The sequence below is a fragment of the Nocardia otitidiscaviarum genome (assembly GCF_007362295.1).
GTDB lineage: Bacteria > Actinomycetota > Actinomycetes > Mycobacteriales > Mycobacteriaceae > Nocardia > Nocardia otitidiscaviarum.
On sequence record NZ_CP041695.1, the window covers coordinates 610,059 to 632,873 of the forward strand.

The following is a 22,815-nucleotide window of genomic DNA, read 5'->3' on the forward strand; positions in this document are numbered from 1 at the left end:
CGGGCCGAAGCCCGCGGTCGGCGGCACAGTGGAATCGTTCATCGCTGTCGGTTGTACGCCACGGTCAGTGCGCGTGCACGCCCGATCGCGCGCCGGGTGCGCGAATCTGTCCGGAGGCGATGAGCTCGTCCCATTCCTGCTGAACTTCCTTCTCCGCCTTGGTGGCGAGGAAGCTGCTGGGGCCGAAGATCTTCGACGGCTCCTCCGGCGATTCGGTGGTCTCGCTGCCGCCCCGGCGGATGGCGCGCACGCACACCAGCACACCCACGACGGCCACGATCAGCACCAGCACCGCGAAGATGATCGACAGCGTGCCCTGGATGAAGGTGTTGCGGACGATCTTCTCCAGGTCGGAGATCTGCTTCTCCAGCGCCGCCGCATCCGCCACGCCCGCGGGCAGCTGACCGCTGTCGCGGGCCGCCTCGTAGGCATCCAGCTTGGTCTTGGCGTTGTCGTGCGACTTCCAGTAGCCGATCTTCGGGTCGGCCGAGAAGATCTTCTGCCAGGACGCCGTCATGGTGACGATGAGATCCCAGGCCAGCGGCAGCGCCGGAATCCAGGCCCACTTGAGCAGGCCCTTCTTCACCACGATCACCGTCACCACGGTCAGCGCGATGGCCGCCAGCAGCTGATTGGCGATGCCGAACAGCGGGAACAGCGTGTAGATGCCGCCCAACGGGTCGGTGACGCCCATGAGCAGCACCGATCCCCAGGCCGCCACCACGATGGCCGAGCACAGCCAGGCACCGGGCCGCCACGACGCGTCCTTGAACCGGGTGAACGGGCCGCCCAGATTACCCAGCGAATCCGACACCATGAAGCGCGCCACGCGGGTACCGGCGTCGATGGTGGTGAGGATGAACAGCGCCTCGAACATGATGGCGAAGTGGTACCAGAACGCCTTCCAGCCCGCACCGCCCAGGAACTGGTGCAGCACCTCGGACATGCCGACCGCCAGGGTCGGCGCACCGCCGGTGAGCGAGACGATCTTCTTCTCGCCGATGTCCTCCGCGGCCTGGGTCAGCTGCGCCGCCGTGATCGGATCGCCCTGGAGCCCGAGGCTGTTCACATAGGCGGCCGCCGTCTCCGGCGTATTCCCGGTGAGCGCGCCGCTGGCGTTCATGGCGAAGTAGAGATGCTGGTCGATGATGCTCGCGGTGACGATGGCCATCACGGCCACGAACGACTCCATGAGCATGCCGCCGTAGCCGATCATCCGCGCCTGCGACTGCTTCTCCAGCAGCTTCGGGGTGGTGCCGGAGGACACCAGCGCGTGGAAACCCGACAGCGCGCCACAGGCGATGGTGATGAACAGGAACGGGAAGAGGCTGCCCGCGAAGGCCGGGCCGTCGCTGTTGCTCGCGAACTCCGAGACCGCGGGGGCCTTCAGCACCGGCATGGTGATGAGAATGCCCGCGGCCAGCAGGAAGATGGTGCCGATCTTCATGAAGGTCGACAGATAGTCGCGCGGGGCGAGCAGCAGCCACACCGGCAGCACCGAGGCGAAGAAGCCGTAGAAGATGAGCAGCCAGCCGATGGTGGCGGCGGACAGCGTGAACCAGTCGCGGCCCCAACCGGATTCGGCCACCCAGTTGCCCGAGACGATGGCGAGCATGAGCAGCGTGAAGCCGATCACCGACACCTCGCCGACCTTGCCCGGCCGCACGAACCGCAGGTAGATGCCCATGAACAGGGCGATCGGGATGGTCATGGCGATGGAGAACACGCCCCACGGGCTGCCGCCCTCGAGTACGCCGGTGACCGGGTTCTCGGTGGCGGCCAGGGCCTTCACCACCACGATGCCGAGCACCGCCAGCAGGATCATCATGATCACCAGCACGCCCACGATGGCGGCCACGCCGCCGACCGGACCCAGTTCGTCGCGGGCCATCTGGCCCAGCGACCGGCCGCGCCGCTTGGACGACGCCCACAGCACCAGATAGTCCTGTACCGCGCCCGCGAGCACCACGCCCACGATGATCCAGATGGTGCCGGGCAGATAGCCCATCTGCGCCGCCAGCACCGGACCGACCAGCGGACCCGCGCCCGCGATGGCGGCGAAGTGGTGCCCGAACAGCACCCGCCGGTCCATCGGCATGAAGTCCTTGCCGTTCTCCATGGCCTCGGCCGGAGTGGCGACGTCGTCGCGCGGCTTGGTGATCTTCCATTGGATCAGCCGGGCGTAGAACTGGTAGGCGAGGATGTAGGTGGACACGGCGGCGACCACGATCCACACCGCGTTCACGTTCTCGCCGCGCATGAAGGCCACGATCGCCCAGGCGATCGCGCCGAGGACGGCTATCGCGAGGAAGATGCCCTTCTTGGCGGGTGTCAGCGGGGACCGATCCACGATGCCCACCGGAGGTAGGGCGGGGTCCGTCCGGAGGTATTCGATGGTCGCCATGTCGACAACCCTCCCGTGCGGTACTGCGGTGTATTACGGAAACAGGCCGCCCAGCGAAGCCGACTTGTGGTCGGACCGGACGCGGTGCCGCCTGTCGGCGTTTCACCACGCTTCCGCTGGAGGCCGAACGTATGCTGCCATGCGCCGTGGGATCTGCGTCACTCGGTCCGACGAACGGTCTGTTTTCTGCGACCAACGGTAGGAGTGATGCTGAGCGGGGTCGGGAAGGTCGGTGAACGGCCGGGCGCGGTCGTACCGCGACGGACCGTACTCCGCGCGGGTCTGGCCCTGCCGCTGCTGACCGTCGGCTGCGGCGGCGACTCCGACGACGCGGTCACCTTCTTCTTCCAGGCCCGGCCGGAGGAGGCGCGCGCCCGGCTGCTCATCATCGACGAGTTCCGCAGGCGGCGACCCGATATCGCCATCCGCACCATCATGTCCGGGCCGGATCCGCTCCAGCAGATGCTGACCTACTGCGCGGGCGGTAAGTGCCCGGATGTGCTGATGGCGTGGGAGTTGCTCTATGCCGGGCTGGCCGAGCGCGGCGTGCTCGCGGATCTGCGCGAATTCCTCGATCGCGATCCCGGGTACGCGGCGCGGCTCACGGCGGACGGGTACGCGCCGCTGCGGGACACCTTCGTGTGGCGGGGCGGGCAGTACGCGCTGCCCGAGCAGTGGTCGGGAGTGTTCCTCTACTACAACCGGCGACTGTTCGAACGGGCCGGGGTCCGCGCGCCCACACGCTGGTCGCAGGCGTGGAGCTTCGACGAATTCCTGACCGCCGCACGGGCCCTGACGCGCCGCGACGCGGACGGCCGGGTGCGGCAGTGGGGTTTCGTGGACGCCTGGGTGCCCTACTATTCGGCCGCCTGCTTCGGCATGAACAACGGGGCGGAGTGGTTCAGCCCGCCGGTCGCGCCCACCCGGACCAATCTCGGCGATCCGCGGTTCGCGGCCGGTCTGCAATTCTATGCCGACCTCGCCGTGCGGCATCGGGTCGCGCCGCGCGCCGCCGATCAGCAGTCCGTCTCGGCCCCGGACCTTTTCGCGCGCGGCCGGGCCGCCATGCTGCTGGGCGGGCACTGGCTGTACTCCGAGTTCGTCGATCGCGACGACCTGGACTTCGATGTCACCGTGCTGCCGGTCGGCCCGCACGGGGGTCCCGACGCCGTCACCGACGTGGGCACCACCGGGCTGGCTGTCGCGGCGAACAGCCCGCGCCGCGAACAGGCATGGGAGTTCGTGAAATTCGCGACCGGACCGGAGGGGCAGGAGATCATCGCGCGGTCCGGGCTGTTCGTGCCGGTGCTGAAGTCGGCCATGCACTCGGCGGGTTTCGCCGCCGCCCACGCCGGGATACGCAATTTGGACGTCTTCACCGAGGGGCCCGCACACTCCCGCCACCTCGCCGTCACACCGGTCTGGGGCAAGGTCGAATCGCTGCTGGAGCGCGGGTGCAATCGAGTGTTGCGCGGTGCGGCACAGGCGGATTCGCTGGGCGGGCGCACCGCGCGCGATATCGACGAGATCTTGCGGGCGGCGCGGATATGAGCGGGTGCGCGGTCCCGTGTCACCGGCGGTGGCGTGGACGGCGGGTTGGTACCGGGCGGCGGTGGGCGGTGGTGACGTGACCGAGGTGCTGGATCGCCAGCGAGTGGATGCGGGGCGGCCGCGGCGGGAGCGCTCGTCCGGGCCGGGCTCGGCGCTGGCTCGGCGGCGGGCGCGGGCGGGTGCGGCGTTCGTGGCTCCGAATGTGGCGGCGGTCGCGGTGTTCTTGCTGTTCCCGCTGGGCTTCTCGCTGTACCTGAGCTTCCATTCCTGGGATCTGTTCGCTCCGCCGCGGTTCGTCGGAACGGGGAACTACCGGCGGTTGTTCGCCGATGATCCGCTGTTCTATATAGCACTGCGGAACACGGCGGTGTTCACGCTGCTCACCCTGCTGCCCACGGTGGTGATCAGTCTGGCCGTGGCCGGGCTGCTGAATCGGAAGCTGCCCGGTATCGGCCTGTTCCGCACGCTGGCGTTCCTGCCGCTGGTGGCCGCCACGGTCGCCATGGCCGTGGTCTTCCGGTTCCTCTTCGCCACCGAGGACGGGCTGGTGAACCTCGGGCTCGGGTGGATCGGGCTGGGGCCGGTGCCGTGGCTGACCGATCCGGACTGGGCACTGGTATCGCTGAGCATCGTGACCGTGTGGAAGAGCGTGCCGTTCGCCACGGTGATCCTGCTCGCCGCCATGCAGGGCGTGCCCGAAAACCTGTACGAGGCAGCGCGAATCGACGGTGCGGGACCGCTGCGGCGCTTCCGGTCGATCACCCTGCCGCTCATCCGGGGCGCGCTGTCGTTCGTCTTCGTCATCACGGTCATCAACACCGTGCAGGCCTTCGATCAGGCGTACGCGCTCACCGGCGGCAACGGCGGTCCGGAGACCGGCACCTATGTCCTCGGAATCATGCTGTTCCAGCACGCATTCCGCTTCTACGAGATCGGCTACGCCGCCGCGCTCGCCTGGGTGATCTTCGCGCTGCTGCTGGTGCTCACGCTCGTGCAACTGCGGCTGGCTCGCCGCGACGAGGCGGAGTGGTGAGCGCGCGGGTGGGCGGCAATATCCGACGGCGAATCGCCGGGGGCGCGCTCGCCTATCTGGCGCTTGTCGGTGTCGGCTGGTGTGCGCTGGCCCCCATTCTCTGGGCACTGTCGGCGTCGCTGAAATCCGATGGCGGCGTGACCGATCCGTCCCCGCTGCCCGCGCATCCGCAGTGGTCCAACTACGCCGAGGTCTTCGAGCTCATTCCGTTGGGCCGCATGCTCCTCAACACCGCCGTCTACGCCGCCTGTGTCACCGCCGGGCAGGTGTTCTTCTGCTCGCTCGCCGGATACGCCTTCGCCCGGCTGCGGTTCCCGGGCCGCGATGTCCTGTTCGTCTGCTACCTGGCCACGCTGATGGTGCCGCTCACCGTCACCGTCATCCCGCAGTTCATTCTCATGCGATTCCTCGGCTGGGTGGACACCCCCTGGTCCATGATCGTCCCCGGCCTGTTCGGCAGCGCCTTCGGCACCTATCTCATGCGCCAGTTCTTCGCCACCCTCCCCGGCGAACTGGAGGAGGCCGCCATCCTCGACGGCTGCACTCCCTGGCAGATCTACTGGCGCGTCCTGCTCCCGCACACCCGCCCCGCCCTCATGGTGCTGGCCGTGCTCACCTGGATCACCGTCTGGAACGACTTCCTCTGGCCCCTGATCATGATCCAACGCAACGACTACGCCACCGCCACCCTCGGCCTGGTCCGCCTCCAGGGCCAGTACCACACCAATTGGCCCCTCCTCATGTCCGCCGCCATCCTCATCCTGCTCCCGCTGATCGTCGTCTACGCCCTGGCCCAACGCGCCTTCATCCGCGGCATCGCCCTCTCCGGCCTCGGCGGCCGGTGACCGGACACCGTTGCCCTCCCTCCCGTCCGGCGCGATGTGCTCGCCACCTCGTATGGGGATCAGCTCGCCTACGCCGCGTAGCTGACGGCATGCCGCGTGTGCGCTGCTCTCGTTTCCGATGGGCCGGACCACGACTCTTGTTAGGATGCAGCCAGATATCGAGGGAGGTGCGGTGTCGGAAGCCGATCGGGTACCGGCGGGGGTGGACGCGTCCCGGCCCAATACCGCTCGGATGTACAACTATCTGCTGGGCGGCAAGGACAACTACGAAGTGGACCGGCAGGTCGTCCACCGCATGCTGGAGATCGCACCGGATACCCGCATTCAGGCGACCTTCAGTCGGGAATTCCTGTTGGCCGCGGTGCGCATGGCCGCGAAAGAGGGTATTCGGCAATTCATCGATATCGGTGCGGGCATTCCGATCTCACCCAATGTGCACGAGGTGGCGCAGCAGATCGAGCCCACCGCTCGGGTGGCGGCCATCGATTACGACCCGGTCGTCTACGCGCACTGCAATGCCCATCTCACGGAATCGGACGGCGTGCGGCCGATGCTCGCCGACTTCCGATCGCCGGACGTCATCATCGACCAGTTGCGCGCGGACGATTTCATCGATCTGTCCGAACCCGTGGCGGTGATCCTCGTCGGTGTCCTGCATTTCGTCATGGACAGCGAGCATCCGGCCGCTCACATCGCCCGCCTGCGCGAGGTGATGGCGCCGGGCAGCCTCCTCATCTTCACCCACGGCTCCGACTCCACCCTGGACGCGTTCAAGGAACAGTCGCAGAGCGATACCGCCGGCAGCGCGGCACAGGTCGTCTATCGGACCAAGGAGCAGGTCGAGCGACTACTCGACGGCTTCGAGATCGTCCAGCCCGGCGTGGTCACCATTCAGGAATGGCTCGCCGACGAACTGCCGCAGACCGGCCTGGTGATTCTGGGCGGCATCGGACGCAAGTCGTAGCGCGCGAGAGCTACAGTGCCGCTGCCATGTCGGCGGCCCGAACCGCCATCGCGTCCGCGATCGATCGGGGTCGGCGGCCGAGACCGCAAGCGCTGGCGACACCGTCGACCGGTCGCCCCAACGCCTGCTCGACCAACTCGAGCGTTGCGATCTGCGTTGCCATGCTCGGTGTTTCGTGGACCAAACCGGCGTAGAAGCGCGTCCCGGGAGGCAATTGGAGATCCCCCAGCGGTGCGTAGAACCGGGCGCGCGTCGACGGCGGGATGTCCCCGGCGGCCAGCGGTCCGTGGATGAACTCCAGTGTTCTGTCCGAAGGCCACTGGCGGGCAATGGAATTGGCGAGCGCAACCAGTGGAGCGGCATCGCGCGGCACCACCCGTGCCTTGTTGTTCATACTGCCCAGGCAGACATGCACGCCGATCCGGATCCCGGCCGGGGCCGCCGCGGCCACCGCGGCGATATGGCGGCCCAACCGCAACGCCGCCTCCACCCGGCGGTGCAGCGGCTGTGTCCGGGCGAGCAGAACCAGTTCGGCCGTCGCCTCCAACTGGAACACCACATCCTCGCCCGCGAGGGCGTGAACGGCCGCGATCTCGCGAACGGTGGCGTCATGAAACGCTTGTCGATGAGCGCGAATACCGGCGGGTCCCAGGGCGATGAAGGCGAGGGTGAAGTCGGTCGGCATACCGATCTGCAATCTCAGCTCCGGCAGGGCGCGCTCGGCCCGCAGGGCGTGGAAGATCGGCAGTGCTTCCTTCGCCTCGGCCGTATAGCCGAGGTCCATCATGTCGCCGGTGAGTTCCGCGCCGCGCGGAATACGGTGCACGGTCCGTTCTCCGCTCGTGCGCCAACTTCCCGGCCGCTTCACCTCCAGCGCGCCCTGGGTCACCAGATCCTCGATGATGGGCTGGATGTAGAACTCGTATCGGCGCACCTCGCCGGTCGGCAGCGTCCGTAGCAGTGGACCGGCGCCGTCGAGCATGGCCCGCATGGCGTCGTCGGTGCTTTCGGCCGGAAAACTGCCGACGAAATGCACAGCCCTTGTGCCCATGCGAACATCGTAGATCGCATTTGTCGTATCCAGGTGTGCGGTATCGTAATTCGCCAGATCGCAGCAAGGCTCATATCGCATCCGCCCCGGAAGGCAATTCGGTGATGGAGAAGCTCTACGCCCCTGTTCTCGATCACGCTCGACGACACCGAGGCGGATCGCGAGTGGACGGGGGAGTGAGTAGCGTGCGCACGGCGGTACGGGTCTGTGTGCTTGCTCTGCTCATGTCTGTGATACCCGTTGTGGCCCACGCTGATCCGGCTGCCGACCCGGGGCGGTGCCGTGATGTCACCTTCCCGGTCGCGCAGGGGGTGCTGGCCGGAACGCTCTGCCTGCCGTCAGGTGAGACCGATACCGTTCTGGTGCTGATGTCGGGCTCCAACTACAACCACACCTATTGGGATTTCCCGTACCAGCCGGAGAAGTACAGCTTCCGCCGCGCCATGAACGCCGCCGGTTACGCCACCCTGGTGATGGACCGGCTCGGCAACGGCGCGAGCAGTCGCCCGCCGAGCCTGACCCTGACCGCGACGGCCACCGCCGACGCCCTGCACGGTATCGTGCAGGCGCTGCGCCAAGGGTTTTCGGGTGCCGCGCCATTCGCCAAGGTGGTCACCGCGGGCCATTCCCTGACCTCCGGCACGTCGGTCATCGAGGCCACCACCCATCACGACGTGGACGGCGTACTACTCACCGGCTACTCGCACACCCTGAGCATTCCGGATGTGCTGGGCGTGATCAGCACCTACCACCCGGCCGTCGAGGAACCGAGATTCGCCGCCGCGGGCTACGACTCCGGCTATCTCGTCAGCCGCCCCGGCACCCGGGAACAGAATTTCCACGGCACCGGAAACGTCGATCCACAGGTACTCGCCGTGGATGAGGCGACCAAGGAGGTCTTCTCGCTCACCGAGTACCCGGACGGGTTGATGTCGACATTGCCCGGCATGTCCGGGGAGATCCGAGTTCCGGTGCTCCTGGTCAACGGCGGCAAAGATCGCCTGTCCTGCGGCGCGGCCTTCGCCGCCTGCGCGGATTCTGCCACCCTGCTGGCCGCGGAGGCACCGTATTTCGCCCCGGAGGCCCGCCTGCGCACCTTCGTACTCCCCGACAGCGGCCACTCGGTGAACCTGGCGCGCAATACCACCGCCTACCAGACCGCGGTTATCGACTGGCTGCGGACGGAGGTGTCGTAGCGTCACTCGGCCGTCTCCGGCCTGGGCGATCGTTGATATCATGGACGTCTGCCTTGGACGTACTGGATATCCAGAGGAGGCTTCGCTATGGGTGCATCGAAAACCCCGATCGAGATCGACGAAGAGGCGCTGGCCATCGCCGCGGAGGTGCTGGGAACCAAGACCAAGAAGGACACCGTCAATGCCGCACTACGCGAGGTCGGCCAGCGGCTGGTGCGGATCAGGGCGCTCGCCCGCCTCGGTGACATGGCCGACCGTGGTGACTTCGACGAGTTCCTCGACAACAAGGCGGCGTATCGGCGGTGAGCCCGGCCCTGTATCTCATCGACACTTCCGGACTCTTCCGGATTCTGCAGGACAAGTTGCGGCAGGCATGGGTGGACCAGTTGACGGCCGGTGTGATCGCCACCTGCCCGATCGTCGAGCTCGAATTCCTGTATTCGGCCCGCTCACTCGCCGACAGGCTGGAGAAGCGCCGTTTACTGCAGGACCTGTTCGCCTGGGTTCCGATGTACGAGCGTGGCTACGAACGCGCCGCTGACGTACAGCAGCTGATGACGGAACAAGGAGCGCATCGTTCGGCCGGGGCCGTGGATCTGCTGGTGGCGGCGACCGCCGAGCACCACCGGCTGACGATCTTGTGCGACGACCGGGAGTTCGCCACCGTCGCCCGGATAACCGGGCAGCCGGTTGCGTTCGTCGGGGACATCCGAGGTTGAGACGTCCCGGCTCCGTTACCGGTGGTGTGCGCGGGTAGAATCTGCTCTCCGTGAGTCTCACCCTCGGAATCGTCGGCCTGCCCAATGTCGGAAAGTCGACGCTGTTCAATGCGCTGACCCGCAATGACGTGCTCGCGGCGAACTATCCGTTCGCCACCATCGAGCCGAATGTCGGCGTGGTCCCGCTGCCCGACCCGAGGCTCGACCAGCTCGCCGAGATCTTCGGCTCCGAGCGCATCGTGCCCGCCACCGTGTCCTTCGTCGATATCGCGGGCATCGTGAAGGGCGCGTCCGAGGGTGCGGGCCTGGGCAACAAGTTCCTCGCCAATATCCGCGAGGCCGACGCCATCTGCCAGGTGGTGCGCGTGTTCGCCGACGATGACGTGGTGCATGTGGACGGCAAGGTCGATCCGCTGTCCGATATCGAGGTTATCGAGACCGAGCTCATCCTCGCCGACCTGCAGACCCTGGAGAAGGCGGTGGTGCGCCTCGACAAGGAAGCCAAGGTCAAGAAGGACCGCAAGCCGGTCGCCGACGCCGCCAAGCAGGCCCAGGAGTTCCTCAACGAGGGCAAGACCCTCTTCTCCGTCCGCGACAAGATCGACGGCGAACTCCTGAAGGAACTGTCCCTGCTCACCACCAAGCCGTTCCTCTACGTCTTCAACGCCGACGAATCGGTGCTCACCGACGAGGCCCGCAAGGCCGAGCTGAAGGCCGCCGTCGCCCCCGCCGACGCCGTCTTCCTGGACGCCAAGGTCGAAGCCGAACTCCTCGAACTCGACCCCGAATCCGCCCTGGAACTCCTCGAATCCATCGGCCAAACCGAACCCGGCCTGCACGCCCTGGCCCGCGCCGGCTTCCACACCCTCGGCCTCCAGACCTACCTCACCGCCGGCCCCAAGGAAGCCCGAGCCTGGACCATCCACCAGGGCGACACCGCCCCCAAGGCCGCCGGCGTCATCCACACCGACTTCGAACGCGGCTTCATCAAGGCCGAAATCGTCGCCTTCGCCGACCTGGTCGCAGCGGGCTCCATGGCGGCCGCCAAGTCCGCGGGCAAGGTGCGGATGGAGGGTAAGGACTACGTGATGGCGGATGGGGACGTGGTCGAATTCCGGTTCAACGTCTGAACGTCGGGGCTACCAAGGCGATCGGCAGTCGACGCACATTGAATGCCGTGGCTCGGAGCGAGGCCCGTTAAGCGAGTTCGAGATCCCACTTTGACTGGGCACTGCGGGCGACCACGGTTGGTGGCTGTGTCACTGGGCGAAGCGGGCGATGAGTTCGGTCGAGATCTCGTAGTGGCGCAGGAGAAATGAGCGTTCGTCCAGCTTCTTGCGTCGCAGCCAACCGGTGACCTCGGCGTTGCACTTGCTGGCATTGCACGACCCGCACGCGGGCACGACGTTGCCGAGGGTGTAGCGGCCGCCGCGTGAGATGGCCTGCACACAGTCCTTCTGCAGCGGTGTCGCGAGGGTGCCGCAGTAGGCGCACCCGCCCCAGCAGGTCTCGAGCGCGTCCCACTGCGCGTCGGTGAGGTCGTGGACGGCGCGTGCCATCCGCCGCTTGCGCTTGCGCGCGGCACGAACCTGTCTGCTACCGCCGGACGGCATAGGAGCTGAGACTACGCGCCGTGGTGGCCGATCGGTCGGAAGCCGGGTGCGCTGCGGCCACCGCCTGGCTCGACCACCACATTCCCTGGGGTTTCCACGGACCATTCAACCGGCCGGATCGCCGCGCCGGAGGCGCCGGTGCCGACGCCGGAGCAGGTGCTGTGACCGCCTGAGCGCAGCACCAGCGGCACTCATCGGCGTCGAAACCGGACTGCGACCGCTGGTGATGGGTGCGGTCGCGGAGGTGTCATCAGACGCGGACGATGCTCTTGCCGAAAGTCGTTCCACCGGCGAGGTTCGCGACTGCGGCAGCAGCGAACTGCCCCGCCAATGTGCCGACGCCACCGGCGGCGGCGTGGATCAACACGCTGTCCCCGTGCCCTACCCCGGCGACGGTGTTGATCAGGTCGTACGCGGTGGGGGCGACCCATCCGAACCCCGCCGCGGTGCGCGGGTCGACCGCGGCGGCGTTGATCGCCAGCACCGCGGGGGCGGTGACTACTTCCGCGTAAGCACCCCCGCCGACCAGCGCGACCACCTGCTCGCCGATCGCGGGCCGCGTCCACGCCCGCGCCGACCGCGATGATCTCACCCTCGGCTTCGAAACCGGGCACGAACGGGCGCGGAATCGGGAAATGCCCCTGACGGACCAGGACGTCACCGTACTGCACGCCCGCGAAGGCGACGCGGATCGCGATCGTGCTCGAACGTGCCCTCACCGACCGGTTCACCCCTGAGGAGCACAAGCTGTTCTGCGAATTCCTCGATCGCGCCACTGCCACCCTCATCGAGCAGACACCCACCGCCCACACCAGCTGACGATTCGCGCGGCAGTCAGTCCCGCGACCGGCCGGGGACCAGTGCTGCCCGGGTGGGTGACTGTGCGGGCCCCGACCGGGTGGCGGTGTACGCGAGTCGGAGCAGCGCCACTGTCAGGGCGATGTCCAGGGCGGCGGTGGCCGTCATGGCGGTGGGCGCCGCACTCAAGGTGGGACCGGCCAGCGTGAGGAACAGGGTTCCGACCAGGGTGATGCCGAACGAGCCGGCGAATTGCTGAGCGGTGTTGAGCATTCCGGATGCCGCGCCGGCCTGCGCCGGTTCGACATTCGACAAGGTGCGGCCGAGCAGGGAGGGCAGCAGCAGCCCGTTGCCGAGCCCGATCAGCGCCAAGGGGGGTACCAGCCAGCCCGCGGTCGGATGGGCGCTCTCGACGGTCAACTCGATGATCATCGCCGACAGTCCGGCTATCACCAGGCCGCCGCCGACGAACAGCACCGTCGTGCCGTAGCGGAGCACCAGCGCGCCGCTGAGCAGGGACGCGACCGTGAAGAACAGTCCCTGCAACAGGAACACCGCCGCGGCCTCGCGGGGGCTCGCCGCGAAGTGGACCTGGACCAGCAGTGTGAGGGTGAACAAGAAGCTGCCGAAGTACACCTGATACAGCGACGCGGCACCCAGCAGTCTGGTGTAGGGGCGGATGCTCAGCAGTCGGAGGTCCAGGATCGGATCACCGCCGCGCTGTCGGATTCTGCGCTGCCAAGCCAATGCCGCCGCACCGACGGGAACCGCGGCTGTCAGGCACACCCAGGTCCACAGCGGCCAGCCCGCCTGACGGCCGAGGGCGAGGGGGATCATCACCAGCGCGAGTGTGCTCGGTACCGCGATCGCGCCGACCGGATCGAGGGTGGTCTCGCGACCGCCGCCGTCGCGGGGCAACACCCGCAGAACAAGGATGATCGCGACCACGCCGACCGGCACGTTGACGAGAAAGATCGTGCGCCACCCGAGGTCGAAGGGGTTGGCGTCGAGCAGCAGCCCGCCCGCGATCTGGCCTACGAGGGCTCCGGCGCCGCTGACCGCGCCGTACCAGGCGGTCGCACGCCCTCGATGGCTCGCCGGAAAGCTGACCGTGATCACCGACAGGACCTGCGGAACCATGACCGCGGCCGCCGCGCCCTGCACGATCCGGGCGGCGATCAATTCGTTCGCGGTGGTCGACAGCGCGCAGAGCAGTGAGGCGAGGGTGAATCCCAGCATGCCCAGCGCGAATATCCGCCGGTACCCGAAGCGGTCGCCGAGCCGACCGCCGGTGACCATGCCGGCGGCGTAGGCGAAGGCGTACCCGGCGACGATCAACTCCAGTGCGCCGTCGCCGGCGTGCAGGTCGGCGCGCAATGTCGGCGTGGCGATATTGACGACGTACAGATCGAATACGGCCATGAACGCCGCGATGAGAACCACCGCGAGCACGCGCCACTGGCGTGGTCCGGGCGGGGTCTCGGCGCGTGTCACGGGCGGGGACGTCGTGGTGATGGCGCACTCTCCGGTGTCGAGTTGGCGGGGGCGGTTCATCGCGGTGCACCCCAGCTGAGGATCCGGTCCATGCCGCGCGTCATCGACTGGCTCGGCAGCAGGTGAATTGCCCTGTCGCGCAACCAGGTCGCTGTCGGTGACGACCACTGGGCGACCGTGCCGACGTGGCGGGACAGTCGCACGATGTGCTGGGTGCGGGTGCGGCGCAGGTGGTCGTAGTCGGTCAACGCGCTCGGGATCGGGTGCCGATCGAGCACGGCGGCGAGGGTCACCGCGTCTTCGAGGGCCTGGTTGGCGCCCTGGCCGAGATTGGGGCTCATCGCATGGGCCGCGTCGCCGAGCAGCGCGACGTGACCGCGGACGAAGGTGTCCAGGGCGGGCAGATCGTAGATATCGTGGCGCAGTACCGAATCCGGATTCACCGCTTCGAGCGCCGCCGGGATCGGGTCGGGCCATCCGCCGAACCGGCGGCGCACTTCGGCGAGTTCACCGCCGGGCGCGCGGGCCCCCTCGGGCATGTTGGCGGTGGCGAAGAGGTACGCGCAGCCATCCGCTAGCGGTACGACACCGAAACGCTCACCACGGCCCCATGTTTCGCTCGCCACCGGGGTGAAATCCAGCGTGCTCGTGATCATCCGCCAGGCGGTGTAACCGGCCGGTCGCGGCCCGCGTGCCCGCGGCCACAGCGATTCGCGCACCACGCTGCGAATTCCATCGGCGCCGACGACCAGGTCGGCGGCGCAGTGGCCTCGCGAGTGGAACACCGTCGCGCCGTCGCCACGATCCGCGACGCCGGTCACCGTGACCCCCTCTCGAACGGTGTGATGCGGCAGGGCGTCGGCCAGGATGGCGAACAGGTCGGCGCGACGGATGGCGACCAGTGGCCCGTACCGGCGGGTCAGTGCGGTCGTATTCGTCACCGACAGCCAGCGACCGGTTCGATCGCGAAAGCCGCCCGCGGTCTCGATCCGCCCGGCGGCGCGCACCCGCTCGCCGAGCCCGAGCGTATCCAAGGCACGTATGCCGTTGGGCCACAGAGAGATACCGGACCCGGCGGCGCCGGTTTCGGGAGCGCGCTCGAGCACCTCGACGTGCCATCCGCGCCGCGTGAGCGCGAGTGCGGTGGTCAGGCCGCCGATGCCGGCGCCCACCACGATCGCTTTTCGTCCTTCGGTCATACCCATCCTCCACTACAGATGTAGTTCCGACTACAGTTGTAGTGGAGGGCATCGGGAAAGGGAAATCATCGTGACCTACACCACGGATCGGCGCACCCGACTGGCCGACGCCGCGATCGAGACACTGGCCGGAGCGGGGATGCGTGGTCTCACCCATCGGGCCGTCGACCAGGCCGCGGGGTTGCCGGAGGGGTCGTGCTCGAATTGCTTCCGTACCCGGCAGGCGCTGCTCGAGGCGGCGGTCGACCGGCTCGCCGAGCGTGACTGCGCCGAACTCGCCGCCTCGATACCGCCGGTGGCGGATATCGAAGGGGTCACCAGGGTGCTCGCCGACGTCGTCGAGCGGTGGCTCACCGTCGACCGCGGTCGCATGCTGGCTCGGTTCGAGCTGTCACTGGAGTCGACACGGCGGCCCGAGCTGCGGAAAGCGTTGCACAACAGCGGAACACGCTTCCGGGATCTGGCTACGCGGTTGTTCGAGGACATCGGTGCTCCCGATCCGGAGCGCCGAGCCCATGCCTTCGTCGGATGTCTGGACGGTCTGATCTTCGACCGGCTGGCAGGCGCGGGCACTCCCGGGCTCGACGGGCGAGAACTGCGTGAGACGCTACGGATCCTGCTGCGCGGCTTCACCTCCTGACGGCCCGCCGTCGACACCGTGTGGGCCGCGTGGCCCGCCGATGTCACCCTCGCGGGCCGGTGCGCTAGGCGAATCCGTGGAGGACCGCGTCGACCACGGCGTCGGCGAAGGCGTCGTCGAGGGTGGTCGAGTGGAGGAGCCAGCGGTGGGTGAGGGGGGCGTAGAGCATGTCGATGACGAGGTGGAGGTCGGCGTCGGGGCGGAGTTGGCCGGCGTTCTGGGCGCTGCGCAGGCGGGTGAGGATCGCTTCGTGGGTGGGTTGTTGGAGCTTCTCCCGGTAGATGGCGGCCAAGGCGGGGTCGGCGATGATCTCGATCATCAGGGTGCGGATGGGGGCACTGAACGAGGGATCGGCGAATTCGGCTGTGGTGGCGCGTAATACCGTTCTCAAGTCCGCGGCAAGGTCGCCGGTATCCGGGAGTTCGATGCCGGTGCCGTCGGGGTGTTCGCTCGCCGCGAGCAAGGAGTCGAGGACCACCGCGCCCTTGGATTCCCACCAGCGGTAGATGGTCTGTTTGCCGACCCCGGCGCGGGCGGCGATCGATTCGATGGTCAGTTTCGCGTACGGGACCTCGCCGAGCAGGGCGCGGGTGGCGTCGAGGATGGCGATGCGCGAACTCTCGCGGCGACGGGTGGGGGCGGGGTGGGTGGCCATGGGACCCATCTTAACAAGACGGTACGTCTCGTATCGGCTCGTTGGGCTGCCGGACGCTGGTCGAGCCAATGGTTGGATGGCGGTGTGAGTACAGCCGGAACCAAGGGCGTCCCGCGCGCGGAGCGGGAGCAGGCGATTCTCGATGCCGCCGTGGCCGAGATCGGGCGCGTCGGCTACGCGGGGCTCTCGCCGGTGGAGGTCGCGCAGCGTGCCGGTATCTCCAAGCCGCTGGTCTACACCTATTTCCAGTCCAAGGACAACCTGTACATCGCCTGTGTGAACCGCGCCGCGGCGATTCTGGCGGAGGCGATCGAGGGCGCTGTCACCGCGGGCAGCGATCCGGCGATGGCGCAGCGCACCCTCGACGCGCTGTTCGTCGCACTGGAGCCGCGCCCGCACGACTGGACGGTCCTGTTCGACAGGTCGCATCCCGAGACCGGCCCGGCCGCCGAGGCCGTCCGGACCGCGCGGCGCGAGATCGCCGCTCAGGCCGCCCGCGGCGTCGCCGATGCGCTGCGCGCGACCGATCTCACAGATCCGATGGATCTGTCCGCACTCACCGACGTCTGGATGGGGACGGTGACCTCACTCGTGCTGTGGTGGCAGCGCCACCCCGAGCAGACCGCCGCACAGATGAGCGCCCGCAGCCGCCGCCTCATCGCGGCACTCGTCGCCGCGGCCACCGACTGACCTCGACCGTGCCTGCCGCTGCCTGGGATCGACCGAACGCCCACCAGTTCCTCGGAGATCCGCCGGCCGCTCGAAAGCCGAAATGGACGACGCCGAAGTTTCCAGGCCGTCGGCACCCACTGGTGTCGCGCAAGGTCTCGGTCGCACCGCGCGGCACCCGGAAGGTCAGGTGAGCGCCGAGTGTGCACTCGCGGATCTGATCGTGACCGGGCTGCTTCGCCGCCTGCAGGGCTGAACGGGTGGACTCAGGTGTGCCGGGTCGGGCGGTAGACGGCTCCTGGATACTGCCGTCGAGGGTGCGTGTCTCGATCAGATCCAGGTCGAAGTCGGCCGCGCCCTGGAAGATCGGATCCAGGCCCGATGCACCGGCAATCACAGGGAAGAGGGTCACCTGGACGTAGTCGACGAGTCCGGCGGCCATGAGCGAACGGTTCATCGCCAGGCTGCCGTGTGAACGCAGCGGCACATCGGACTCCTGTCTGAGCCGGGCGACGACGACCACGGCGTCGCCGTTGGCGAGAGTGGCGTCCGGCCAGTCGAGCGGCCCGGTCAGCGTATTCGACACCACCGTCGCGGGCAGGTGCCGCATGCGGGTCAGTGCGGGAGCGGCACCGCGGCCAGGGCCGCCCGCGCGGCTCGATCGAACGGGGTGGTGTCGCCGGTGGCGCGGCAGAGGATCTGGGCGCCTTCGAGCATCGTGATCAGGAGTTGGGACAGGTCGGCGGCGTCGGGCGCGGGCATGCCCGCGGTGGTGAGGGCGGTGGTGAGCTGGTCGGCCCAGGCGGTGAAAGTCGTTGCGGCGAGGCGGCACAGGTCGTCGGTATCGGCGGGTGTGGTGACGGCCGCGACGGCGCAGCCGCGGCCGCGGGTGGCGTCGGCGATCACCGGGCGGGCGAAGGTCAGGAAGGATTCGACCACGGCGCGGGGGGTGGGGCCGGAGAGTTCGGCGAGGCGGTCGGTGACCTCCCGGCCGTGCAGGCGGGCGGCCTCGGCGACCAGTTCGGATTTGCCGCCCGGGAAGTGGTGGTAGATCGCGCCACGGGCGGCGCCGCTGTCGGCGAGCACCTCGGTGAAGGACATGCCCGAAAGTCCGTGGCGGCGTAGGGCGTCCACGGCGGCGTCGATCATTCGAGCCCGGGTGGGTTTGGTCATGGGCGGCGACTCCTCGGCTTGACTAGTACGGCCATACTAGTGCACGATGCATTCGCTAGTACGTGCGTACTAGAGATGGTCTATACAGACAGGATTCATCCGTGCCTTTCACCGTCATCGCACCCCGCGGCGTCCTCACCGAGGCTGGCGAGAAGGAACTCGTGCCCGAACTCGTCCAAGCCCTGATCGACTTCAGCGGGTTGGCCGGGAACGCCTTCTTCGCGCCGGTGGTCGGCGGCCACCTGCACCTACTCGAACCCGAACATGTCCACACCGGGGGCGTGAACCGGCCCGTACTGCTGGTCGAACTGAGGCTGCCCGGAATCGGTCTGCCCACGACGGCCGACCGGGCCGCGTTCATCGCCAAGGCGACCGAGATCGCCGCCCGTCATACCGTGCCGGGCCATCCCGTGGCCGACATCTGGATCAATATCGGCTACGCCGCCGCGGGCGGGTGGGGTATCGGCGGGGTCGCCTACACCGACGAGGCGCTCGTCTCCGCCATCACCGCCGCGAGCTCCGTGTCCTGAACGACCGCGACAGTCCGTGCCATCCGTCCGAGGCGGGTGGCACGGACTGTGCCGGCATGAAAGAGGTTACGTGACAGCGGCTCTCGTTGGTCGTTCGATCGAGGCTCAGGCCGCCGCGGTCTCGCGGGTGATGTCGGCGCGGATGTCGGCGATATAGGCGTCCGGGTCGGTGCGGATGCGGTCGATGACGGATTGCAGTGGGGCGGAATCGGATTCGTGACGCATGCTCCACAGGGCCATATCGAAGAGCACGGGCAGTACGTCCACGGCCTTCTCGGTGGGGAGGTAGTGGACCTGATTGCGCTGGCCGGTGCCGCGGCGGCGCACCATATCCGCCGCCTCGAGGCGCTTGAGGCGGTCGGTGAGGATGTTGGTGGAGATGCGCTCGTCCGATTCCAGGAATTCGGTGGGTCGGCGCTTGCCGAGTAGCAGCATGTCGCGCAGCAGCAGCAGGGTCCAGGGGTCGCCGAAGAGCTCCAGGAAGAGGTTCATCGGGCAGGTCGATTTCCGGTCGCCGCGCTTCATTCCGTCAGTCTAGGCGTTAACTATTGCATCATGCAATTGTTGACGTTAGAGTCGTCGCTGCGGCGGCCGCTCGGCGCCGCATCCAGCGAGCGAGGAATCCCCATGCAGCAGGACGTAATTCGCACCATCGCCGCCATGACCGAAGCCTTCCAGCGCGGCGATGTCGACGCGGTGCTGAGCCACTACACCGAGGACGCCGCCGTGGCGTTCGAACCGGGTAAACCGGTATCCGGCGCCGCCGCCCTGCGGGCCGGTTTCGAAGCCTTCGCCGCCGTCACGCCCGTCTTCCACTACGACCGCGGCCACGATGTCATGATCAGCGGTGATGTCGCCGTCCACATCGCGCCCTGGACCATGACCGGCACCGCCCCCGACGGCACCGCCATCACCGAACAGGGCTTGTCCGTGGCGACACTGCGCCGCCAACCCGACACCACCTGGAAGATCGCCGTCGACAACCCCTACGGAGACCATCTGCTCACCGCTACGGAATAGCGGTCCGCACCCGGCTCACGCCCGTCGGGTTCGATTGTGCGGGGCAGCCTTCCGCCATCGGCTGGCTACGACAGTGCAGATCCGTGCACGTCACCGATCGAGGAGTTCGCGCAGCCGGGACAGGGTGCCCTTCCAGCCGCGCTCCATGGCGTTTCGTGCCATCTTCTGGCGGCGGTCCTCGATGTCGAAGCCGGTTTGAGTGAGGAGCAGGCGGGTGCCGCGGCCTTGGGGGTGGATGGTCCAGTCGACTATCCAGCGGGCGGGGTAGTCGGCTCGGAGGTCGATCCAGCGGAAGGTCAGTCGGGTGGCGGGTTCGGCGGTCAGGACCTCGCAGGCGATCTCGCCGGGTGGGCGGGTGGGTAGGGAGAAGATGAAGTGGGTGCCGACGGCGGGGGCGAAGCCGACCGAGCGCAGCAGCCACTGCTCGAGGAGATCCGGATCGGTCAGCGCGTGCCAGACCGTGTCCGGCGGTTGTGGGAAGAAACTGCCGATCTCGACGGCAGCGGGGTTCAGCTCCGGATCGGACATCATCGGCGAATCACCTCAACGCACCCAGCCATGCCACCACCTTTCCATGGGTGGCGGCGGGCTTCAGGTATTCGACGCGGGTGAGTACCGGGTCACGCGCGCGGTGCGATGCCGAGCTCGTCCAGCAGGCCCCGCACCCGCCGTTCGATCTCGTCTCGGATGCCGCGCACGGCATCGACACCCTGCCCGGCCGGATCGTCCAGCTTCCAGTCCAGGTACCGCTTACCCGGGAAGTAGGGGCAGGTGTCGCCGCAGCCCATGGTGATCACCACGTCGGAATCCTGGACGGCGTCGGCGGTGAGGATCTTGGGGGTCGCCGCGGAGATGTCGATGCCGAGCTCGCGCATGGCGGCCACGGCGGCCGGATTGACCTGGTCGGCGGGTGCGGATCCGGCGGAGCGGACCTCCACCCGGTCCCCGGCGAGGTGGGTCAGGAAGGCGGCGGCCATCTGCGAGCGCCCGGCGTTGTGGACGCAGACGAAAAGCACACTGGGAGTAGTGGTCATTGGTGGATGGCGTCCTTCAGCGTAGCGGGCGGTCGTCGTCGGCATGCGGGACGACGACATTGTCGGCGGTGTCCGGCGTGTCCGGGTACAGGGTCACGATGAGCGCCAAACCCAGTGCGCCACCGATGATCTGGGCGGTGATGAAGGCAGGCACCGACGCGGGGGCGATACCGGCGAAGGTGTCGGAGAAGATTCGGCCGACCGTCACGGCCGGATTGGCGAACGAGGTGGAACTGGTGAACCAGTACGCCGCGCCGATATAGGTGCCGACCGCGGCGGCCGACAGCGCGGCGCGCCCGGAGCGGGCCAGCGCGAAGATCACCGCGATCAGCCCGGCGGTCGCGACCACCTCACCGACCAGATGTCCGGTGGTGACACGATCGCGACCGGAGATCTGCAGCGCGGACAGGTCGAACATGATGTTCGCCAGCACCGCGCCGAGTATGCCGCCGATGAGCTGCGCGCCGATGTAGGCGGGCAGCTCGGTGGTGCTCAGGCCGGTGCCCCGGCGTCGGCCCGCCAGCCAGTCGGCCGCCGACACCACGGGGTTGAAATGCGCGCCGGACACCGGGCCGAAGATGAGGATCAGCACCGCGAGGCCGAAGACCGTGGCGGTGGAGTTCTCCAGCAGTTGCAGGCCCACATCGTCCGGCGACAACTGCTGAGCGGCGATGCCGGAGCCGACGACGACGCACACCAGCAGCGCCGTCCCGACGAACTCGGCCAGCAGCCGCCGCGCCAGCGTGCTCATCGCGCCGCCTCCGTGCCGCCTCCGAGTAGCTGCGAAAGCTGGTGCAGTGCCGCGGGTTCGACGCGGTAGTACACCCAGGAACCCCGCCGCTCACTGCTGAGCAGCCCGGCCGCGCGCAACACCTTCAGGTGATGGGAGATGGTGGGCTGACTGACATCGAAGCCCTCCGACAGATCGCAGACGCAGGCTTCCTGGCCGGTGTGGCTGGCCACCACGCTCAACAGCCGCAACCGCACCGGATCCGACAGCGCCTTGAACACCGCGGCCAGTTCGGCGGCCGCCGCGGTGGTCAGCGGTTGGCGAGCCAGCGAGGTGACCTCGCACCCGGGCGGGCTCGCCTCGAGCAGCGGCAACTCTCGATTAGACACACATCGATATTGATGGTTGTCGAATCAGCGGGCAAGCAAACATCCGGTGAACATGCGGTGGGTCGGGGAGTGGCGAGCGTGGTCAGAAGTCGGCGACCTCGACCAGTTGTTTGCCGAGATTGTGGCCTTCGAACAGGGACCGCAGCGCCGAGGGTGCGGATTCGAGGCCGGGGGTGATGGTTTCGGCGAGGGCGAGTTCGCCCCGGTTGTGCCAGTTCAGGAGGGCGGTGAACGCTTCGGGGAAGCGGTCGACGTAGTCGAGGAAGATGAAACCCTCCATGCGGGAGCGGGTGAGAGCCAGGCGCAGATAGTTGCGGGGGCCGGTGGCCGGGTCGGCGCCCCGGTAGCCGGTGGCCACGGCACCGGCCAGAACGACGCGGGCGTGATGGGCGAGGTGGGCGAGGCCGTGTTCGAGAACCGGCCCGCCGACACCGTCGAAGAAGACGTCGATACCGTGCGGCGCGAGGGAGCGCAGGCGGGCGTCGATATCGTCGCGGCGATGGTCGATCGCGGCATCGAAACCGGCCTGTTCCAGCAGCCACGCGCATTTGCGGGGGCCGCCCGCGATGCCGATCACCGTGCAGCCCAGGGTTTTCGCGATCTGGCCCGCCACCGAACCCGTCGCACCGGCGGCGGCCGAGACGAGCACCGTCTGACCCGGCTCCGGGCGGCCGATATCCAGCATGCCGAAGTACGCGGTCAGGCCGGGCGGGCCGAACAGGCTGAGCATGAGCCGGGGCGGGACGCCGTCCGGCACCACATTCAATCCGAACAGGCCGGTCCCGGACGCGACGGCGTACTCCTGCCAGCCCACCATGCCGGCGACCCAGCTCCCCACCGGATAGTCCGGATGCGCCGAGGCCACGACCTGCCCGACACCGCTGCCGCGCATCACCGTGTCCAGCGGTACGGCATCGATGTAGTTGTCGGCGTCATTGAGCCATCCACGCTGCGTGGCGTCGATGCCCAGCCACTTCACCCGAACCAGTGCCTCACCGGTTGCGAGGCTCGGTATCGGCGCGCCGCGCAGTTCGAAGTCCTCGTCCCTGACTGTCGCGCCGGGGCGGTGGCGCAGCACCCACTGCCGATTGACCGCTTTCGTCACCCG

General features: G+C 68.1%; 26 protein-coding genes and 2 pseudogenes. 12 read left to right on the forward strand and 16 right to left on the reverse strand.

What is annotated here, in order from left to right:
* Positions 1-64: 64 nt before the first annotated feature.
* Positions 65-2,404: a carbon starvation CstA family protein gene (locus FOH10_RS02595; protein WP_143979485.1), complete on the reverse strand. Its 2,340-nt coding sequence runs from the start codon at positions 2,402-2,404 to the stop codon at positions 65-67.
* A gap of 207 nt (positions 2,405-2,611) precedes the next feature.
* Between FOH10_RS02595 and FOH10_RS02600 the strand changes: the two genes are divergently transcribed.
* The 4 genes from FOH10_RS02600 to FOH10_RS02615 all read left to right on the forward strand — a co-directional run bounded on the left by FOH10_RS02600 (position 2,612) and on the right by FOH10_RS02615 (position 6,797).
* On the forward strand, positions 2,612-3,955 hold the full coding sequence (locus FOH10_RS02600; RefSeq protein ID WP_143979486.1) for an ABC transporter substrate-binding protein: 1,344 nt from the start codon (positions 2,612-2,614) through the stop codon (positions 3,953-3,955).
* Between the two features lie 103 nt (positions 3,956-4,058).
* A complete protein-coding gene (locus tag FOH10_RS02605; RefSeq protein WP_244962035.1) occupies positions 4,059-4,988 on the forward strand; it encodes a carbohydrate ABC transporter permease in 930 nt (309 codons plus the stop codon).
* Positions 4,989-4,996: 8 nt separating this feature from the next.
* Positions 4,997-5,833 carry a carbohydrate ABC transporter permease gene (locus tag FOH10_RS02610; RefSeq protein ID WP_043601753.1) on the forward strand — a complete coding sequence of 279 codons (837 nt, stop codon included), beginning with the start codon at positions 4,997-4,999 and terminating at the stop codon, positions 5,831-5,833.
* Positions 5,834-6,005: 172 nt separating this feature from the next.
* Positions 6,006-6,797 carry an SAM-dependent methyltransferase gene (locus tag FOH10_RS02615; RefSeq protein WP_244961549.1) on the forward strand — a complete coding sequence of 264 codons (792 nt, stop codon included), beginning with the start codon at positions 6,006-6,008 and terminating at the stop codon, positions 6,795-6,797.
* 10 nt (positions 6,798-6,807) lie between these two features.
* Here the strand turns inward: FOH10_RS02615 and FOH10_RS02620 are convergent, their stop codons facing one another.
* Positions 6,808-7,848, reverse strand: a complete 1,041-nt coding sequence (locus FOH10_RS02620; RefSeq protein ID WP_143979488.1) for a hypothetical protein — start codon at positions 7,846-7,848, stop codon at positions 6,808-6,810.
* 224 nt (positions 7,849-8,072) lie between these two features.
* Between FOH10_RS02620 and FOH10_RS02625 the strand changes: the two genes are divergently transcribed.
* From FOH10_RS02625 to ychF, 4 genes are all read left to right on the forward strand, one after another.
* A complete protein-coding gene (locus tag FOH10_RS02625) occupies positions 8,073-9,044 on the forward strand; it encodes an alpha/beta hydrolase (RefSeq protein WP_244961552.1) in 972 nt (323 codons plus the stop codon).
* An 87-nt stretch (positions 9,045-9,131) separates the two neighbouring features.
* Positions 9,132-9,350 (forward strand): type II toxin-antitoxin system VapB family antitoxin, encoded by a 219-nt coding sequence (locus tag FOH10_RS02630; protein WP_143979489.1) that lies wholly within the window; start codon positions 9,132-9,134, stop codon positions 9,348-9,350.
* A 71-nt stretch (positions 9,351-9,421) separates the two neighbouring features.
* The gene (locus FOH10_RS02635) at positions 9,422-9,763 is read left to right on the forward strand and encodes a PIN domain nuclease (RefSeq protein ID WP_244961554.1); all 342 of its coding nucleotides are present in this window, start codon (positions 9,422-9,424) and stop codon (positions 9,761-9,763) included.
* A 50-nt stretch (positions 9,764-9,813) separates the two neighbouring features.
* A complete protein-coding gene (gene ychF, locus FOH10_RS02640) occupies positions 9,814-10,893 on the forward strand; it encodes a redox-regulated ATPase YchF (protein ID WP_029931397.1) in 1,080 nt (359 codons plus the stop codon).
* Between the two features lie 129 nt (positions 10,894-11,022).
* Here ychF and FOH10_RS02645 read toward each other — a convergent pair whose 3' ends face one another.
* The 5 genes and pseudogenes from FOH10_RS02645 to FOH10_RS02665 all read right to left on the reverse strand — a co-directional run bounded on the left by FOH10_RS02645 (position 11,023) and on the right by FOH10_RS02665 (position 14,867).
* Positions 11,023-11,376 carry an HNH endonuclease gene (locus FOH10_RS02645; RefSeq protein ID WP_143979491.1) on the reverse strand — a complete coding sequence of 118 codons (354 nt, stop codon included), beginning with the start codon at positions 11,374-11,376 and terminating at the stop codon, positions 11,023-11,025.
* A 250-nt stretch (positions 11,377-11,626) separates the two neighbouring features.
* Complete coding sequence (locus FOH10_RS02650) at positions 11,627-11,968, reverse strand: MDR/zinc-dependent alcohol dehydrogenase-like family protein (protein ID WP_143979492.1); 342 nt, start codon at positions 11,966-11,968, stop codon at positions 11,627-11,629.
* Positions 11,969-11,993: 25 nt separating this feature from the next.
* Positions 11,994-12,107: pseudogene (locus tag FOH10_RS36200) on the reverse strand (hypothetical protein); the annotation flags it as partial.
* A gap of 103 nt (positions 12,108-12,210) precedes the next feature.
* The gene (locus FOH10_RS02660) at positions 12,211-13,728 is read right to left on the reverse strand and encodes an MFS transporter (RefSeq protein WP_143979493.1); all 1,518 of its coding nucleotides are present in this window, start codon (positions 13,726-13,728) and stop codon (positions 12,211-12,213) included.
* On the reverse strand, positions 13,725-14,867 hold the full coding sequence (locus tag FOH10_RS02665; RefSeq protein ID WP_143979494.1) for an FAD-dependent oxidoreductase: 1,143 nt from the start codon (positions 14,865-14,867) through the stop codon (positions 13,725-13,727). Before FOH10_RS02665 ends, FOH10_RS02660 begins: the two co-directional genes overlap by 4 nt.
* Positions 14,868-14,937: 70 nt before the next feature.
* Here FOH10_RS02665 and FOH10_RS02670 point away from each other — a divergent pair, with 70 nt between their 5' ends.
* Positions 14,938-15,507 carry a TetR/AcrR family transcriptional regulator gene (locus FOH10_RS02670; protein ID WP_221937919.1) on the forward strand — a complete coding sequence of 190 codons (570 nt, stop codon included), beginning with the start codon at positions 14,938-14,940 and terminating at the stop codon, positions 15,505-15,507.
* A gap of 64 nt (positions 15,508-15,571) precedes the next feature.
* Here FOH10_RS02670 and FOH10_RS02675 read toward each other — a convergent pair whose 3' ends face one another.
* Positions 15,572-16,162 carry a TetR/AcrR family transcriptional regulator gene (locus FOH10_RS02675; protein ID WP_143979495.1) on the reverse strand — a complete coding sequence of 197 codons (591 nt, stop codon included), beginning with the start codon at positions 16,160-16,162 and terminating at the stop codon, positions 15,572-15,574.
* An 84-nt stretch (positions 16,163-16,246) separates the two neighbouring features.
* Between FOH10_RS02675 and FOH10_RS02680 the strand changes: the two genes are divergently transcribed.
* Positions 16,247-16,852 (forward strand): TetR/AcrR family transcriptional regulator, encoded by a 606-nt coding sequence (locus tag FOH10_RS02680; RefSeq protein ID WP_143979496.1) that lies wholly within the window; start codon positions 16,247-16,249, stop codon positions 16,850-16,852.
* A 245-nt stretch (positions 16,853-17,097) separates the two neighbouring features.
* On the opposite strand, the pseudogene FOH10_RS35165 reads toward FOH10_RS02680, so the two are convergent.
* Together FOH10_RS35165 and FOH10_RS02690 are read right to left on the reverse strand one after the other, a co-directional pair.
* Positions 17,098-17,456: pseudogene (locus tag FOH10_RS35165) on the reverse strand (dihydrofolate reductase family protein); the annotation flags it as partial.
* Positions 17,447-18,004 (reverse strand): TetR/AcrR family transcriptional regulator, encoded by a 558-nt coding sequence (locus FOH10_RS02690; protein ID WP_143979498.1) that lies wholly within the window; start codon positions 18,002-18,004, stop codon positions 17,447-17,449. The pseudogene FOH10_RS35165 and the gene FOH10_RS02690, both read right to left, overlap by 10 nt.
* 101 nt (positions 18,005-18,105) lie before the next feature.
* On the opposite strand from FOH10_RS02690, the gene FOH10_RS02695 reads away from it, so the two are divergent.
* Complete coding sequence (locus tag FOH10_RS02695; protein WP_143979499.1) at positions 18,106-18,534, forward strand: hypothetical protein; 429 nt, start codon at positions 18,106-18,108, stop codon at positions 18,532-18,534.
* Between the two features lie 105 nt (positions 18,535-18,639).
* On the opposite strand, the gene FOH10_RS02700 is transcribed toward FOH10_RS02695, so the two are convergent.
* Positions 18,640-19,059, reverse strand: a complete 420-nt coding sequence (locus tag FOH10_RS02700) for a winged helix-turn-helix transcriptional regulator (RefSeq protein ID WP_143979500.1) — start codon at positions 19,057-19,059, stop codon at positions 18,640-18,642.
* Between the two features lie 102 nt (positions 19,060-19,161).
* Between FOH10_RS02700 and FOH10_RS02705 the strand changes: the two genes are divergently transcribed.
* On the forward strand, positions 19,162-19,554 hold the full coding sequence (locus tag FOH10_RS02705) for a YybH family protein (RefSeq protein ID WP_186000692.1): 393 nt from the start codon (positions 19,162-19,164) through the stop codon (positions 19,552-19,554).
* A gap of 90 nt (positions 19,555-19,644) precedes the next feature.
* On the opposite strand, the gene FOH10_RS02710 is transcribed toward FOH10_RS02705, so the two are convergent.
* The 5 genes from FOH10_RS02710 to FOH10_RS02730 form a co-directional block, all read right to left on the reverse strand.
* Positions 19,645-20,085, reverse strand: coding sequence for an SRPBCC family protein (locus tag FOH10_RS02710; RefSeq protein WP_039816997.1), 441 nt, complete (start codon positions 20,083-20,085; stop codon positions 19,645-19,647).
* 89 nt (positions 20,086-20,174) lie between these two features.
* Entirely contained in the window at positions 20,175-20,588 is a 414-nt protein-coding gene (locus FOH10_RS02715) for an arsenate reductase ArsC (RefSeq protein WP_029931408.1), read from the reverse strand.
* 16 nt (positions 20,589-20,604) lie between these two features.
* Positions 20,605-21,339, reverse strand: coding sequence for an MIP/aquaporin family protein (locus tag FOH10_RS02720; protein WP_143979502.1), 735 nt, complete (start codon positions 21,337-21,339; stop codon positions 20,605-20,607).
* Positions 21,336-21,707 carry an ArsR/SmtB family transcription factor gene (locus FOH10_RS02725; RefSeq protein ID WP_244961556.1) on the reverse strand — a complete coding sequence of 124 codons (372 nt, stop codon included), beginning with the start codon at positions 21,705-21,707 and terminating at the stop codon, positions 21,336-21,338. The genes FOH10_RS02720 and FOH10_RS02725 overlap by 4 nt, the downstream gene beginning before the upstream one ends.
* Before the next feature lie 82 nt (positions 21,708-21,789).
* Positions 21,790-22,812, reverse strand: a complete 1,023-nt coding sequence (locus FOH10_RS02730) for an NADP-dependent oxidoreductase (RefSeq protein ID WP_143979503.1) — start codon at positions 22,810-22,812, stop codon at positions 21,790-21,792.
* Between the last annotated feature and the right edge of the window lie 3 nt (positions 22,813-22,815).

Bases quoted from the DNA above. Each gene is read 5' to 3' on its own strand.
- FOH10_RS02595 (WP_143979485.1), bottom strand. From the start codon at position 2,404: ATGGCGACCATCGAATACCTCCGGACGGACCCCGCCCTACCTCCGGTG.
- FOH10_RS02600 (WP_143979486.1), top strand. From the start codon at position 2,612: ATGCTGAGCGGGGTCGGGAAGGTCGGTGAACGGCCGGGCGCGGTCGTA.
- FOH10_RS02620 (WP_143979488.1), bottom strand. From the start codon at position 7,848: ATGGGCACAAGGGCTGTGCATTTCGTCGGCAGTTTTCCGGCCGAAAGC.
- FOH10_RS02625 (WP_244961552.1), top strand. From the start codon at position 8,073: ATGTCTGTGATACCCGTTGTGGCCCACGCTGATCCGGCTGCCGACCCG.
- FOH10_RS02630 (WP_143979489.1), top strand. From the start codon at position 9,132: ATGGGTGCATCGAAAACCCCGATCGAGATCGACGAAGAGGCGCTGGCC.
- FOH10_RS02645 (WP_143979491.1), bottom strand. From the start codon at position 11,376: ATGCCGTCCGGCGGTAGCAGACAGGTTCGTGCCGCGCGCAAGCGCAAG.
- FOH10_RS02660 (WP_143979493.1), bottom strand. From the start codon at position 13,728: ATGAACCGCCCCCGCCAACTCGACACCGGAGAGTGCGCCATCACCACG.
- FOH10_RS02665 (WP_143979494.1), bottom strand. From the start codon at position 14,867: ATGACCGAAGGACGAAAAGCGATCGTGGTGGGCGCCGGCATCGGCGGC.
- FOH10_RS02675 (WP_143979495.1), bottom strand. From the start codon at position 16,162: ATGGCCACCCACCCCGCCCCCACCCGTCGCCGCGAGAGTTCGCGCATC.
- FOH10_RS02690 (WP_143979498.1), bottom strand. From the start codon at position 18,004: ATGACCAAACCCACCCGGGCTCGAATGATCGACGCCGCCGTGGACGCC.
- FOH10_RS02700 (WP_143979500.1), bottom strand. From the start codon at position 19,059: ATGAAGCGCGGCGACCGGAAATCGACCTGCCCGATGAACCTCTTCCTG.
- FOH10_RS02705 (WP_186000692.1), top strand. From the start codon at position 19,162: ATGCAGCAGGACGTAATTCGCACCATCGCCGCCATGACCGAAGCCTTC.
- FOH10_RS02710 (WP_039816997.1), bottom strand. From the start codon at position 20,085: ATGATGTCCGATCCGGAGCTGAACCCCGCTGCCGTCGAGATCGGCAGT.
- FOH10_RS02715 (WP_029931408.1), bottom strand. From the start codon at position 20,588: ATGACCACTACTCCCAGTGTGCTTTTCGTCTGCGTCCACAACGCCGGG.
- FOH10_RS02720 (WP_143979502.1), bottom strand. From the start codon at position 21,339: ATGAGCACGCTGGCGCGGCGGCTGCTGGCCGAGTTCGTCGGGACGGCG.